The 13,240-nt window shown below is 72.3% G+C and carries 10 protein-coding genes and 3 tRNA genes; 8 read left to right on the top strand and 5 right to left on the bottom strand.

Going from position 1 to position 13,240, the window contains the following annotated elements:
• Positions 1-18 precede the first annotated feature (18 nt).
• The 3 genes from ABZ565_RS00550 to ABZ565_RS00540 are packed head-to-tail and all read left to right on the top strand — an operon-like array spanning position 19 to position 3,680.
• Positions 19-1,482 carry an acyl-CoA synthetase gene (locus ABZ565_RS00550; protein ID WP_361018498.1) on the top strand — a complete coding sequence of 488 codons (1,464 nt, stop codon included), beginning with the start codon at positions 19-21 and terminating at the stop codon, positions 1,480-1,482.
• On the top strand, positions 1,475-2,830 hold the full coding sequence (locus ABZ565_RS00545) for a carboxyl transferase domain-containing protein (RefSeq protein WP_361018495.1): 1,356 nt from the start codon (positions 1,475-1,477) through the stop codon (positions 2,828-2,830). Before ABZ565_RS00550 ends, ABZ565_RS00545 begins: the two co-directional genes overlap by 8 nt.
• Positions 2,831-2,873: 43 nt before the next feature.
• Positions 2,874-3,680 (top strand): VOC family protein, encoded by an 807-nt coding sequence (locus ABZ565_RS00540; protein ID WP_361018493.1) that lies wholly within the window; start codon positions 2,874-2,876, stop codon positions 3,678-3,680.
• A 6-nt stretch (positions 3,681-3,686) separates the two neighbouring features.
• On the opposite strand, the gene ABZ565_RS00535 is transcribed toward ABZ565_RS00540, so the two are convergent.
• On the bottom strand, positions 3,687-4,892 hold the full coding sequence (locus tag ABZ565_RS00535) for an MFS transporter (RefSeq protein ID WP_361019262.1): 1,206 nt from the start codon (positions 4,890-4,892) through the stop codon (positions 3,687-3,689).
• A gap of 134 nt (positions 4,893-5,026) precedes the next feature.
• On the opposite strand from ABZ565_RS00535, the gene ABZ565_RS00530 reads away from it, so the two are divergent.
• Positions 5,027-5,812: a hypothetical protein gene (locus ABZ565_RS00530; RefSeq protein ID WP_361018490.1), complete on the top strand. Its 786-nt coding sequence runs from the start codon at positions 5,027-5,029 to the stop codon at positions 5,810-5,812.
• A 44-nt stretch (positions 5,813-5,856) separates the two neighbouring features.
• Here the strand turns inward: ABZ565_RS00530 and ABZ565_RS00525 are convergent.
• The 3 genes from ABZ565_RS00525 to ABZ565_RS00515 form a co-directional block, all read right to left on the bottom strand.
• Positions 5,857-5,930: transfer RNA gene (locus tag ABZ565_RS00525), tRNA-Ile, on the bottom strand.
• Positions 5,931-6,096: 166 nt separating this feature from the next.
• Positions 6,097-6,169, bottom strand: a tRNA-Asn gene (locus tag ABZ565_RS00520).
• A 5-nt stretch (positions 6,170-6,174) separates the two neighbouring features.
• Positions 6,175-6,247 (bottom strand) — tRNA-Asn (locus ABZ565_RS00515).
• Between the two features lie 180 nt (positions 6,248-6,427).
• Between ABZ565_RS00515 and ABZ565_RS00510 the strand changes: the two genes are divergently transcribed.
• From ABZ565_RS00510 to ABZ565_RS00495, 4 genes are all read left to right on the top strand, one after another.
• Positions 6,428-6,733 (top strand): YtxH domain-containing protein, encoded by a 306-nt coding sequence (locus ABZ565_RS00510; protein ID WP_361019259.1) that lies wholly within the window; start codon positions 6,428-6,430, stop codon positions 6,731-6,733.
• 69 nt (positions 6,734-6,802) lie between these two features.
• On the top strand, positions 6,803-8,248 hold the full coding sequence (locus ABZ565_RS00505) for an FGGY family carbohydrate kinase (protein WP_361018487.1): 1,446 nt from the start codon (positions 6,803-6,805) through the stop codon (positions 8,246-8,248).
• A gap of 135 nt (positions 8,249-8,383) precedes the next feature.
• A complete protein-coding gene (locus tag ABZ565_RS00500) occupies positions 8,384-10,117 on the top strand; it encodes an ABC transporter ATP-binding protein (protein ID WP_361018484.1) in 1,734 nt (577 codons plus the stop codon).
• Positions 10,117-12,048 carry an ABC transporter ATP-binding protein gene (locus ABZ565_RS00495; RefSeq protein ID WP_361018481.1) on the top strand — a complete coding sequence of 644 codons (1,932 nt, stop codon included), beginning with the start codon at positions 10,117-10,119 and terminating at the stop codon, positions 12,046-12,048. The genes ABZ565_RS00500 and ABZ565_RS00495 overlap by 1 nt, the downstream gene beginning before the upstream one ends.
• A 51-nt stretch (positions 12,049-12,099) precedes the next feature.
• Here ABZ565_RS00495 and ABZ565_RS00490 read toward each other — a convergent pair whose 3' ends face one another.
• Positions 12,100-13,206: an RNA polymerase sigma factor gene (locus ABZ565_RS00490; protein WP_361019255.1), complete on the bottom strand. Its 1,107-nt coding sequence runs from the start codon at positions 13,204-13,206 to the stop codon at positions 12,100-12,102.
• Positions 13,207-13,240: the final 34 nt, after the last annotated feature.

Here is a 13,240-nt window from a genome sequence, read left to right as displayed (position 1 = left end):
CGATCTAGGGTGCGCAGGATGATGCCACTTCTGCCCGCACTCCAGGACCCGTCCGGTCCGGCAGCCGCCCGCGAGGCCGTCCGGTTCGACGACGTCACCCTCACCTACTCCGGGCTGGCCCGGGTCGCGGACGCCCTGGCGGCCCGGCTCACCCGCGCGGGCCGGGTCGCCGTCTGGGCCACCCCGACCGCGCACACCGTCGTCGCGGTCGTCGCCGCGCTCCGGGCCGGGGTGCCGGCCGTCCCGCTGAACCCGAAGACGGGGGAACGCGAGCTCGCCCACATCGTCGCGGACAGCGCGCCCTCGCTGGTCCTCGCCTCGCCGGACGACGTGCTCCCGCCCGCGCTGGCCGGCCTGACCCGCCTGGACGTCACCACGGCGCCCCCGGGCCCCGCGCCCGCCGCCGCCCTGCCCGAACCAGGCCCGGAGTCCCCCGCCCTGGTGGTGTACACCTCCGGGACGACCGGCCCGCCGAAGGGAGCCGTCCTGCCCCGCCGGGCGCTCGCCGCGTCGCTGGACGCACTGGAGGACGCCTGGCAGTGGACCGCCGACGACGTCCTGGTGCACGCGCTCCCCCTCTTCCACGTGCACGGGCTGATCCTCGGCGTCCTGGGCCCCCTGCGCCGGGGCGGCTCGGTGCGCCACCTGGGCCGGTTCTCGCCGGAGGGCGTGGCCCGGGAACTGGGCGCGGGCGGCACGATGCTGTTCGGCGTACCGACCATGTACCACCGGCTCGCGGAGGCGCTGGTGGAACCGGACGCGTCGGACGGGCTCGCGAAGGCCCTGGCGGGCGCCCGGCTGCTGGTCTCCGGGTCGGCCGCGCTCCCGGTCCACGACCACGAGCGCATCGCGGCGGCGACCGGCCGCCGGGTCATCGAGCGGTACGGCATGACGGAGACCCTGATGAACACGGGTGTACGGGCCGACGGCGCCCCGCGCCCCGGCACGGTCGGCCCGCCCCTGCGCGGGGTGGAGCTGCGCCTGGTCGAGGAGGACGGCACCCCGCTCACCGGCCCGGACGCGATCGGCGAGATCCAGGTGCGCGGCCCCAACCTGTTCACCGGCTATCTGAACCGGCCCGACGCGACGGCCGCCGCGCTCACCGCCGACGGCTGGTTCCGGACCGGCGACATGGCCACGCTCGACCCGGACGGCTATGTGCGCATCGTCGGCCGCAGGGCGACGGACCTGATCAAGAGCGGCGGCTACAAGATCGGCGCCGGCGAGATCGAGAACGCGCTGCTCGATCACCCCGGCGTGCGGGAGGCGGCGGTCACCGGCGAACCCGACGCGGACCTGGGCGAGCGGATCGTGGCCTGGGTGGTGCCCGCCGACCCGGACGCCCCGCCCGCCGCCGAGGAGCTGGCGGACCATGTCGCCGCCCAGCTCGCCCCGCACAAGCGGCCGCGCACCGTCCGCTACCTGGACGCGCTGCCGCGCAACGACCTGGGCAAGATCATGAAGCGGGCGCTCCATGGCTGAGCGGCTGACGGCACGCGAGGCGATCGCCGCGCTCACCGACACCTTCACCGAGTCCGCCGCCCCCGCCGGGGACACCGCCGGCGACGGCCCGCTCGGCTGGGCCGGCTACGCCGAATCGCGGGCCCGGGCCACCGCCCGTACCGGCGAGCAGGAGTCCGTCGTCCACGGCACCGCCACGGTCGGCGGGCACCCCTGCGTGCTGATCTCGTTCGAGTTCGGGTTCCTGGGCGGGTCGCTCGGGCAGCGCACCGGGGACCGGCTGGAGGCGGCGTACGAGGAGGCGATCACCCAGGGGTTGCCGCTCGTCTCGCTCATCGCCACGGGCGGCAGCCGCATGCAGGAGGGCATGATCGCGCTGACCCAGCTCCAGCGGGTGGCCCGCGCCTCGGCCCGGCTGCGGGCGGCGGGCCCGGCGCAGCTCGCGGTCCTGCGCGACCCGACGACCGGCGGCGGCTGGGCCACGCTGGGCGCGGGTGCGGATGTGATCCTGGCGGTGCCCGGGGCGCAGATCGGGTTCGCCGGGTCGCGGGTGCGTCCGGCCGGCGCCGACCCCGCCGCGTACACCGCCGAGGGCCAGCTCACGGCCGGTTCGGTCGACGCGGTCGTGGCGCCCGGGGAGCTGCCGGCCGTGGTCGGACGCTGGCTCGGCCTGCTCGCCCGCCGGGACACCCCGCCCTCCCCCGCCCCGGTCCCGGCGGCGCTCGCGGCGACGGATCCGCCTGAGACGGGCTGGGACGCGGTGCTCCGCGCGCGGGCGGCGGACCGGCCGCGCGCCGGGGCCTATCTGGACGCCTACTTCGACGTGCGCCTCCCGCTGAGCGGTGACCGCTGCGGTGGCACGGACCCGGGGCTGCTCTGCGGGTTCGGGCTGCGCGAGGGGCGTGCGGTGGCGTACGTGGCGCAGTGCGGCACGGCGACGCGCCCGGCCGGCTACCGGACGGCGGCCCGGGTGATCCGGCTCGCCGACCGCTTGGGCGTCCCGGTCCTCACGCTGGTCGACACGCCGGGCGCGGCCAACGACGCGGAGGCGGAGCGGGCGGGCGCGGGGGCGGCCATCGCGGACGCGTTCGCGGCGGTGGCGGCGGCCCGGGTCCCGGTCACGACGCTGGTGATCGGCGAGGGCGGCTCGGGCGGGGCACTGGCGCTGGCCGCTCCGGACAACACGCACGTCACCCCGGACAGCTACTTCTCGGTCATCGCGCCCGAGTTGGCCGCCGCGATCCTCAAGCGCTCCCCGGACCGGGTCCGGGCCACGGCCGGACAGTTGCGGCTGCGCCCGCAGGACCTGGTGGAGCTGGGCGTGGCCCGCTCGGTGGCCGGCCCGCGAGCCGACGGGCAGGGGACGTGAAGGCTGGCTAGCGTGGACCAGGGGTACTCACTCGCACGAGGAGATGACCACGATGACCGCAGGAGCGACCGAGGGCACGCCGTGCTGGGCCGACGCGACGTTCACCGATCTGGAGGGCGCGAAACGCTTCTACGGTGAGCTGCTGGGCTGGACGTTCGGCGAGTCGCTGACGGAGTACGGGAACTACACCCAGGCCCAGGTGGACGGCAAGGCGGTCGCCGCGCTGATGCCGCCGGGCCCGGGCGGGATGCCGACCGGCTGGTGCCTGTACCTGGCCTCACCGGACGCGGCCGCCACCGCGTCCAGGATCCGCGACAACGGCGGCACCGTCCTGGTGGAGCCCATGCGGGTCGGCGAGTTCGGCACGATGGTGCTGGCCACCGACCCGGGCGGGGTGACCTTCGGCGTATGGCAGCCCGGCAGCCACCAGGGCTTCGAGGCCGGCAGGGTCCCCGGCGCCTTCACCTGGGCCGAGGTCTTCACCCGTGCCCCGGAGAAGGCGGACGCCTTCTTCCCGGCGGTCTTCGGGTACGGCGTGCAGCGCATGGCGGACGAAGGGGCCGACTTCACGCTCTACGACCTGGGCGCCGACCCGGTCATGGGGCGCATGAGGATGACGGACGACTTCCCGCCGGAGGTGCCGGCGTACATCAACGTGTACTTCGCGGTGGACGACTGCGACGCGGCGGTGGAGAAGGCGAAGTCCCTGGGCGCGGCGCTGCGGTTCGGCCCGTTGACCATCCCGTTCGGCCGGTTCGCCGCGCTCACGGACCCGCAGGGCGCACCGTTCTCGCTGTTCGACAGCGGTACGACGGGCGGCGAGATGCCGAAGCTGGAGAGGGTGGCGTAGGCCCTCCTACGCCTCGGGGCTGCGCGCGTCGTACCGGGCGAACCGGGGCCACCGCAGCGCGAGCAGCCCCACGGCGACGGCACACGCGATCCCGCCGCCGGTGACGGCGAGACGGGGGGAGGTCAGGTCGGCGGCGGATCCGGCGACGAAGTCCCCCAGCCGGGGCCCGCCGGCCACCACCACGATGAAGACGCCCTGGAGCCGTCCCCGCAGCTCGTCCGGCACGGCAGCCTGGAGCATGGTGTTGCGGAAGACCATGGACGTGGTGTCGGCGGCCCCGGCGAGCGCCAGGAACAGGATCCCCAGCCAGAGCTGCCGGGTCAGCCCGAAGACGGCGACGGCGGCGCCCCAGCAGGCTACGGCGACCAGGACCGCGAGACCGTGCCGCCGGACGCTGCCGAGCCATCCGGAGAACACCCCGCCGAGGAGCGCCCCGAGCGCCGGTGCGGCGACGAGCAGCCCGGTGGTCTTCGCGTCGCCCCCGTACCAGAGGACGGCGACGACGGGGAAGAGCGCGCGGGGCTGGGCGAGCACCATGGCGCACAGGTCGCTGAGGAACGTCATCCGCAGATTGGGCCGGGTCCCGAGGAACCGCAGCCCGTCCAGCACGGAGGCCCGCTTCCGGTCCGCCGCGCCGTCCCGCTCGGGCAGCATGGAGGGCAGCCGCCACATCGCGTAGAGGGAGGCCGTGAAGGTGACGGCGTCGACCCCGTAGGCGGCCCGGTACCCCCACCAGCCGACGATGAGGCCGCCGAGCATGGGCCCGACGAGCGTGCCGGTGGTACTGGTCATCGAGTTCAGCGCGTTGGCGGCGGGCAGCTGCTCGGCCGGCAGCAGCCGGGCGATCATGGAGCTGCGGGCGGGCGAGTTGAGCGCGAAGCAGACGGCCTGGAGCGCGACGACCGCGTACAGCACCCCCACCTGCTCGACCCCGGCCACGGTGACCCCCACGAGCGCCACCGACAGCAGGAACGAGCCGAACGCGCTGACCAGCCCCAGCTTCCGCCGGTCCACGGTGTCCGCCACGGCACCGCCGTACAGCCCGAACACCACGAGCGGCACCAGCGAGCACGCTCCGATGAGCCCCACGGAGAACGCCGACCCGGTCAGGTCGTACACCTGCAACGAGACCGCGAGCGCCGTCATCCCCTGCCCGACCCAGGAGACGGTGTTCCCGAACCAGAGCCGCCGGTAGTCGGGCGAGGTCCGCAGAGGGGTCAGGTCGGCGAATATCCGCCCCCGGGCCGCCGGTTCGTCGGCGCCCTCGGCGGATCCGGTCAGGGATTCGGTCACGCGGAATGGTATCGGCCAGGGAACACGTGCTCGAAAGGCCCTAGGGTGCCGCCATGAACGACGGGATCGCGTGGCTGGACGACGGACCGGGCAGGGAGGGCTACTCCCTCACCATGGTGAAGGGCATCACCCCCGAGGCCCTCGCGGTGCACCTGGGCGCGCGGCCGGGCACGCTCATCGATCCGGAGACCACGCCGGGGGCCCTGGAGCTCTTCCACGGGCCCGGGTCCTCGGAACTGCCGGACTGGGCGATGGTGGGCGAGGCGGCCGGCTGGGCGTTCGCCCTGGAGTCGCCCGAGGCCGGACACCGCGACGACCGGCCGGCCCCCGGCAGAGACCTCAGGTCCCGCCACACGGTCGTGGACATCCTCGACACCACCATGGACCCCCCGTCCGTCACGGTGACCGTGGACGGCGGGACCGACTGGACGCTCCGGGAGTACGGCACGGCCGACACCGCTCATCCGGTGAGCCGGCGCCTGGTCGCGGAGGCCGGTTTCCTCGCCCGTCCCCACGGCGTCTTCGGGGACGACGCGTCCGGCGTCTACCGCGTCCTGGGCGACCACTACGGCCTGACCCTGCCCCGGGCAGCCATCACGGAAGCCCGTCTGCCCCACGTGTTCACGGAACCGAGGACCCTCCTCCGCTCGGAGGCGCGCTGCCCGTCCTGCGGCGAGGACCGGATGCTGCCCCATGGGCCCCGGCTGGTCTGCGTCTACTACAAGGTCCGCGACGTGCCGGGATACCCGCAGCCGGGGTGCCCGGGGGAGGTCACGGGCGCGGTGCGCGGGGAGCCCAACCCGAAGTACGGGAACGTGCGCCTGCCGGGGGACTCTTGACGAAGTTCCCCCAGGTCAGAACGATTCTGCCTGGGGAAGCTGGGTGGGGCGGGTGGGACTCGAACCCACGGCCGACGGATTATGAGTCCGCTGCTCTAACCGGCTGAGCTACCGCCCCGTCTCGGCGTGGCGCGTACAAGTGTGCGCACCGTCTGCCGCAGCATAGCCGGTCATACGATCTCCCGCTGCGGCTGCCCGGCTGCTGATGACCATGAAGACGGCACTGCTCGCCGACCGGTTCCGGGCATACGAAAAAGGACCCCGAAGGGGCCCTCTTCCGATCGCTCCCCCGACTGGACTCGAACCAGTAACCCTCCGGTTAACAGCCGAATGCTCTGCCAATTGAGCTACAGGGGATCGCGCTCCCCCGACTGGACTCGAACCAGTAACCTGCCGGTTAACAGCCGGCTGCTCTGCCAATTGAGCTACAGGGGATTGCTGCGGTGCCTCGAACGTACCTGCCTGGCGGATGCCGGGCGGCGCGCGCTCGCTGCGACACATACATTAGCGCAAGCAGGGGGGTGCTTTGCCAATCGGTATCGGCCGGGGTGATCTCGGGCGTCTGCGGGTAGGCGGGCAGCACACGTCGCACGGAGCGAAGGAAGGGTGGCAGCCATGCGGTACCGGCTCACGTTCATCGCCGGAGTGGCCCTCGGATACGTGCTCGGCACACGGGCCGGGCGCGAGCGTTACGAGCAGCTGAAGAAGTCCGCGCGCCAGTTCGCCCAGAACCCGGCCGTGCGCAACACCTGCGAGACCGCGGCCCAGAGCGGCCGGGAGTTCGCGGGGAAGGCGTACCACGCCGTGGGCGAGAAGGTCGGCGACAAGGTGCCGGCGTCCGTGACGGACCGGGTCCGGTCCATGCGGGGACGCGGCAACGGGAACGGCGCCGGGGACGACTGGGGGACCACCAACACCTAGCCGGCCCCGCCGTCGCTTCTGCCGCACCACCGGTACGGGAAACCTCCGGGGGTGCGGCAGAATCTGTGTATGGGCATAGTCGCCGGCTTGGACAGTTCTTCCGCGTTCACACACATCGTGGTCTGCGATACGGAAACGGGTGCCGTACTGCGCGAGGGGTACGCCCCGCACCCCGTCGAGGCCAAGGCCACCGAGGCCGACCCGCAGGCGTGGCTCCTCTCCCTCGGTGAGGCCGCCACCGGCGGGCTGCTCGAAGGGGTGCAGGCCATCGGCGTGTCCGCGCAGCAGCACGGGCTCGTGCCCCTGGACCACCAGGGCAACCTCGTACGCCCGGCGCTGCTCGGCAACGACAAGCGGGCGCAGGCCGCCGCGGCCGACCTGATCGACGGGCTGGGCGGGCGGCAGGCGTGGGCCGAGGCGGTCGGCGCGGTGCCGCAGTCCGCGCAGCCGGTGGCGAAGCTGCGCTGGCTGGCGCGGTCCGAGCCGGAGCAGGCGCAGCGGGTGGCGGCGGTGCTCCAGCCGCACGACTGGCTGGTGTGGCAGCTGCTCGGGCGGCCGGCCCGGCGGACCACCGACCGGGGTGCCGCGTCCGGCACGGGCTACTGGTCGGCGGGGACCGAGTCCTACCGGCCGGACCTGGTGGAGCTGGCGCTCGGCCGCCAGGCGGCGCTGCCCGAGGTGCTGGGTCCGTCCGAGGCGGCCGGGATGACGCCGGAGGGGCTGCTGATCTCCGCGGGGACCGGCGAGACCATGGCGGCGGCCTTCGGCCTGGGCGTCGGGGTCGGGGACGCGGTCGTGTCGCTGGGGGCCTCGGGCTCCGTGATGGCCGTGCACCACGAGGCGCTGGCCGATCCGACCGGGATGATCACCTCGTTCGCCGACGCGACGGGCATGCACCTGCCGGTGGTGCACACGTCGAACGCCGTACGCGCGCTGCGCGGGACCGCCGAGATGCTGGACGTGGAGGGGCTGGACGCCCTGTCCGCGCTGGCCCTGAAGTCGACGCCCGGCTCCTCGGGTCTCGTACTGCTGCCGTATCTGGAGGGTGAGCGCACCCCGCAGCTGCCGCACACCGCCGGGACGCTGTGCGGGCTGCGGCGGGAGTCGATGAAGCCGGAGCACCTGGCGCGGGCCGCGTTCGAGGGGATGCTGTGCTCCCTCGCGGACGCGCTCGACGTGCTGCGCGGCCGGGGCGTGGAGGTACGGCGGGTGTTCCTGCTGGGCGCGGCGGCCGAGCTGCCCGCGGTGCGGCAATTGGCGCCCGCGCTGCTGGGTACGCAGGTGGTCGTGCCGCAGCCCGCCCAGTACGCGGCGCTGGGCGCGGCCCGGCAGGCAGCCTGGGCGCTCGGGGTCTCGCAGGGGGCGCTCGACGGGCGCACTCCCCCGGCCTGGCAGGGTGCTGCGGCGCAGGTGCTGGAGCCCGGCGAGGAGCTGCCCGTGGGGCAGGCGGTGCGCCAGCAGTACATCGCGACGCGGGACCAGATCCACCCGGGAGCGTTCGAGCCGACACGCTGAGTGCGGAGGGGCCGCGAAATTATGGACCGGGTCCGTTTTTTGACCTGGACTTGAATAAAAACGTTCGCGGTCCCGGCGAGCGGTGCCGGAAGATGGGTCGGCTCCCCCGACCTACGCCGACTCCGAGAGACACGCGTGCTCATAAAACTCCTGCGGGCCTATCTCGGTCCGTACAAGAAACCACTCGCGGTGCTGGTCGTCTTCCAGCTGTTGCAGACCTGCGCCACCCTCTACCTGCCGACCCTCAACGCCGACATCATCGACAACGGTGTCGTGCGGGGGGACACGGGCTACATCCTCCAGTACGGCGGCGTGATGATCGTCGTCAGCATCGCCCAGGTGGTCTGCAACATCGGGGCGGTCTACATCGGCGCCCGCACCGCGTCCGCCCTCGGGCGGGACGTGCGGGCTTCGGTCTTCGACCGGGTGCAGTCCTTCTCCTCGCGCGAGGTCGGGCGGTTCGGCGCCCCGTCGCTGATCACCCGTACGACCAATGACGTCCAGCAGATACAGATGCTGGTCCTGATGACGTTCACGCTGATGGTGTCGGCGCCGATCATGTGTGTCGGCGGCATCATCATGGCGCTGGGCCAGGACGTGCCGCTCTCGGCGGTACTGCTCGCGGTGGTGCCGGTCCTCGGGATCGCCGTCAGTCTGATCGTGCGGAAGATGCGCCCACTGTTCCGGCAGATGCAGACGCGGCTCGACACGGTGAACCGTGTGCTGCGCGAGCAGATCACCGGCAACCGCGTCATCCGCGCCTTCGTGCGCGACGCGTACGAGGAGGAGCGCTTCCGGGGAGCCAACACCGAGCTGACGGACGTGGCGCTGTCGACGGGCCGGCTGATGGCCCTGATGTTCCCGACGGTGATGACCGTCGTGAACGTGTCGTCCATCGCCGTGGTCTGGTTCGGTGCGCACCGCATCGACAGCGGCGGGATGGAGATCGGCGCGCTGACCGCCTTCCTCGCCTATCTGATGCAGATCGTCATGTCGGTGATGATGGCGACCTTCATGTTCATGATGGTGCCGCGCGCCGAGGTGTGCGCCGAGCGCGTCCAGGAGGTCCTGGAGACGGAGTCCAGCGTCGTCCCGCCCGTCGAGCCGGTGCGCGAGCTGCGCGCCCACGGGCACCTGGAGGTGCGCGGCGCGGACTTCCGCTACCCGGGCGCCGAGGAGCCGGTGCTGAGGGCGGTGGACCTGGTGGCGCGGCCGGGCGAGACGACCGCGATCATCGGGTCGACGGGCAGCGGGAAATCGACGCTGCTCGGGCTCGTACCCCGGCTGTTCGACGTGACGGACGGCCAGGTGCTGGTGGACGGGACCGACGTGCGGACGCTGGACCCGGTGCTGCTGGCGAAGACCGTGAGCCTGGTCCCGCAGAAGCCGTACCTGTTCTCGGGGACGGTCGCGACGAACCTGCGGTACGGGAATCCGGACGCGACCGACGAGGAGCTGTGGCACGCGCTGGAGGTGGCCCAGGCGAAGGAGTTCGTGCAGGGCCTGGAGCACGGGCTCGACGCGCCGATCGCGCAGGGCGGCACCAATGTCTCGGGCGGTCAGCGCCAGCGGCTCTCGATCGCGCGGACGCTGGTGCAGCGCCCGGAGATCTACCTCTTCGACGACTCGTTCTCGGCGCTGGACTACGCGACCGACGCGGCGCTGCGTACGGCGCTCGGGCGGGAGACCGCCGAGGCGACCGTGGTGATCGTGGCCCAGCGGGTCTCGACCATCCGGGAGGCTGACCGGATCATCGTGCTGGACGAGGGGCGGGTCGTCGGGACCGGCACCCATCACGAGCTGATGGACGGCAATGACACGTACCGGGAGATCGTGCTCTCCCAGCTGACGGAAGCGGAGGCCGCGTAATGGCCGGGCCTGGCGGACGCATGATGGCGGGCGGGGCGCCGACCGAGCGGTCCATGGACTTCAAGGGGTCCTCGAAGCGGCTGCTGAAGCGCTTCGCCGTCGAGAAGAACACCCTGTACGTGATGCTGGTCGCGGTCGCGTTCAGCGTCGCGCTCTCCGTGGTCGGCCCGAAGATCCTCGGCAAGGCGACCGACCTGGTCTTCGCCGGGGTCATCGGCAGGTCCATGGACGCGGGGACCACCAAGGAGCAGGCCGTCGAGGGCCTGCGCAGGAGCAACAGCGGCCTGGCCGACATGCTGTCCGGGGTGGACTTCACGCCGGGTCGGGGCATCGACTTCGGCGCGGTGGGCGACGTCCTGCTGATGGCGCTGGCGGTGTACGTCGGCGCGGGTCTGCTGATGCTCGTGTCGACGCGGCTGTCGATCCGGATCATCAACCGGGTCGTGTTCCAGCTGCGCGAGGACATCCAGACGAAGCTGTCGCGGCTGCCGCTCTCGTACTTCGACCGCGCCAAGCGCGGCGAGGTGCTGAGCCGGGCGACGAACGACATCGACAACATCTCGCAGACGATGCAGCAGACGATGGGCCAGCTCATCAACTCGCTGCTGACGATCATCGGCGTGCTGGTCATGATGTTCTGGATCTCGCCGCTGCTGGCGCTGGTCGCGCTGGTGACCGTGCCGCTGTCGGTGGTCGTGGCGACGAAGGTCGGCAAGCGCTCGCAGCCTCAGTTCGTGCAGCAGTGGAAGGTGACGGGCAAGCTCAACGCCCACATCGAGGAGATGTACACCGGGCACACCCTGGTGAAGGTCTTCGGCCGGCAGGAGGAGTCCGCGAGGGACTTCGCCGAGCAGAACGAGGCGCTGTACGAGGCCGGGTTCAAGGCGCAGTTCAACAGCGGGATCATGCAGCCGCTGATGATGTTCGTGTCGAACCTGAACTACGTGCTGATCGCCGTGGTCGGCGGGCTCCGGGTCGCGTCCGGCTCGCTGTCGATCGGTGATGTGCAGGCGTTCATCCAGTACTCGCGGCAGTTCTCGATGCCGCTGACCCAGGTCGCCTCGATGGCGAACCTGGTGCAGTCCGGTGTCGCCTCGGCCGAGCGGATCTTCGAACTGCTGGACGCCGAGGAGCAGGAGGCCGATCCGGCGAAGGGCGAGGGCGAACACCCCGGCGTCCTGCGCGGCAACGTGGCGCTGGAGCACGTGTCGTTCCGCTACGACCCGGAGAAGCCGCTCATCGAGGACCTGTCGCTGGACGTCGAACCGGGCCACACCGTCGCGATCGTCGGCCCGACCGGCGCCGGCAAGACGACGCTGGTCAACCTCCTGATGCGGTTCTACGAGGTGACGGGCGGCCGGATCACGCTGGACGGCGTGGACATCGCGAAGATGTCGCGGGCGAACCTGCGGTCGGGCATCGGGATGGTCCTCCAGGACACCTGGCTGTTCGGCGGGACCATCGCGGAGAACATCGCCTACGGCGCGTCCGGCGACATCAGCCGCGAGCGGATCGAGGAGGCGGCGCGGGCCGCCCACGCCGACCGCTTCATCCGGACCCTGCCGGACGGTTACGACACGGTGATCGACGACGAGGGCTCCGGGGTCAGCGCGGGCGAGAAGCAGCTGATCACGATCGCCCGGGCCTTCCTGTCCGACCCGGTGATACTGGTGCTGGACGAGGCGACCAGCTCCGTCGACACCCGGACCGAGGTGTTGATCCAGAAGGCGATGGCGGGCCTGGCGCACGGCCGTACCAGCTTCGTGATCGCGCACCGGCTCTCCACCATCCGGGACGCCGACGTCATCCTGGTCATGGAGAACGGCTCGATCGTGGAACAGGGCACCCACGACGAGCTGCTGGACGCGAAGGGCGCCTACGCCCGGCTGTACGCGGCGCAGTTCGCCCAGGCGGTCGCCGAGGTCGACTGAGCCGTACGGCCGCTCTCGCGGCTGCCTCGACGGCGTACGCGCGCGTGCGCGTCAGTCGAGGTAGCCGCGGAGCTGGTCGGCGGAGGCGTGGTCGCGGAGTCTGTTGAGGGTCCTGGACTCGATCTGGCGGATGCGTTCGCGGGTCACGCCGAAGAGGCGGCCGATCTCCTCCAGGGTGCGGGGGCGTCCGTCGACCAGCCCGTAGCGCAGCTGGACCACCTTGCGTTCGCGCTCGCCCAGGGTGGAGAGCACATCCTCCAGGTGCCGGCGCAGCAGCAGGAAGGCCGCGGACTCCACGGGGGACGCGGCGTCGCCGTCCTCGATGAGGTCGCCGAGCGAGACGTCCTCCTCCTCGCCGACCGGGGCGTGCAGCGAGATGGGTTCCTGGGCGAGGCGCAGGATCTCGCCGACCCGTTCGGGCGTCAGGTCGAGATGGGCGGCGACCTCCTCGGGCGTGGGCTCGTAGCCGCGTTCCTGGAGCATGCGGCGCTGCACCCGGACGACGCGGTTGATCAGCTCCACAACGTGGACCGGGACCCTTATGGTCCGGGCCTGGTCCGCGAGGGCGCGGGACATGGCCTGCCGGATCCACCAGGTCGCGTACGTCGAGAACTTGTAGCCGCGCGCGTAGTCGAACTTCTCGACGGCGCGGATCAGCCCGAGGTTCCCTTCCTGGACGAGGTCGAGCATGGTCAGGCCGCGGCCCACGTAGCGCTTGGCGACGGAGACGACGAGGCGCAGGTTGGCTTCGATGAGGCGGCGCTTGGCCATGCGGCCCATGACGACGAGCCGGTCCAGGTCGCCGGCGAGGCGGGTGTCGGGGTCCGGGGTGCGGGCGAGGCGTTCCTCGGCGAACAGGCCGGCCTCGATGCGCCGGGCGAGCTCCACCTCGTCGGCGGCGGTGAGCAGCGGGATGCGCCCGATCTCGCGCAGGTACTGGCGGAACAGGTCCGAGGTGGGCCCGGCCTCCGGTCTCCCGCGCGGCTCCGGGGGCTCGTCCGGCTCCTCCGTGACAACCTCGGGGTGGTCGGCCGCCAAGGCCTGTACGGGGACGGCGGGGGCGCGCTCGGCTTCGGTGACGGTCCGGGTCTGCACGGGGGCGACCTCCAGGTGATCGCTGCCGGACCGCGGAGGTGGGGCCGCGCTCCGATGACTCAGGGCACCGCCATCCAGTGTGGGGTACGACACACAG

The organism is Streptomyces sp. NPDC016469, assembly GCF_040632905.1.
In the GTDB taxonomy this organism is placed as follows: domain Bacteria; phylum Actinomycetota; class Actinomycetes; order Streptomycetales; family Streptomycetaceae; genus Streptomyces.
Note: the sequence above shows the minus strand (reverse complement) of the source record. Positions and strands in the feature narration are given on the sequence as shown.

What these genes read in the sequence shown, in the direction of transcription:
- ABZ565_RS00550 (WP_361018498.1), top strand. Translation starts at nt 19, where the DNA reads ATGATGCCACTTCTGCCCGCACTCCAGGACCCGTCCGGTCCGGCAGCC.
- ABZ565_RS00495 (WP_361018481.1), top strand. Translation starts at nt 10,117, where the DNA reads ATGGCCGGGCCTGGCGGACGCATGATGGCGGGCGGGGCGCCGACCGAG.
- ABZ565_RS00510 (WP_361019259.1), top strand. Translation starts at nt 6,428, where the DNA reads ATGCGGTACCGGCTCACGTTCATCGCCGGAGTGGCCCTCGGATACGTG.
- ABZ565_RS00530 (WP_361018490.1), top strand. Translation starts at nt 5,027, where the DNA reads ATGAACGACGGGATCGCGTGGCTGGACGACGGACCGGGCAGGGAGGGC.
- ABZ565_RS00540 (WP_361018493.1), top strand. Translation starts at nt 2,874, where the DNA reads ATGACCACGATGACCGCAGGAGCGACCGAGGGCACGCCGTGCTGGGCC.
- ABZ565_RS00545 (WP_361018495.1), top strand. Translation starts at nt 1,475, where the DNA reads ATGGCTGAGCGGCTGACGGCACGCGAGGCGATCGCCGCGCTCACCGAC.
- ABZ565_RS00505 (WP_361018487.1), top strand. Translation starts at nt 6,803, where the DNA reads ATGGGCATAGTCGCCGGCTTGGACAGTTCTTCCGCGTTCACACACATC.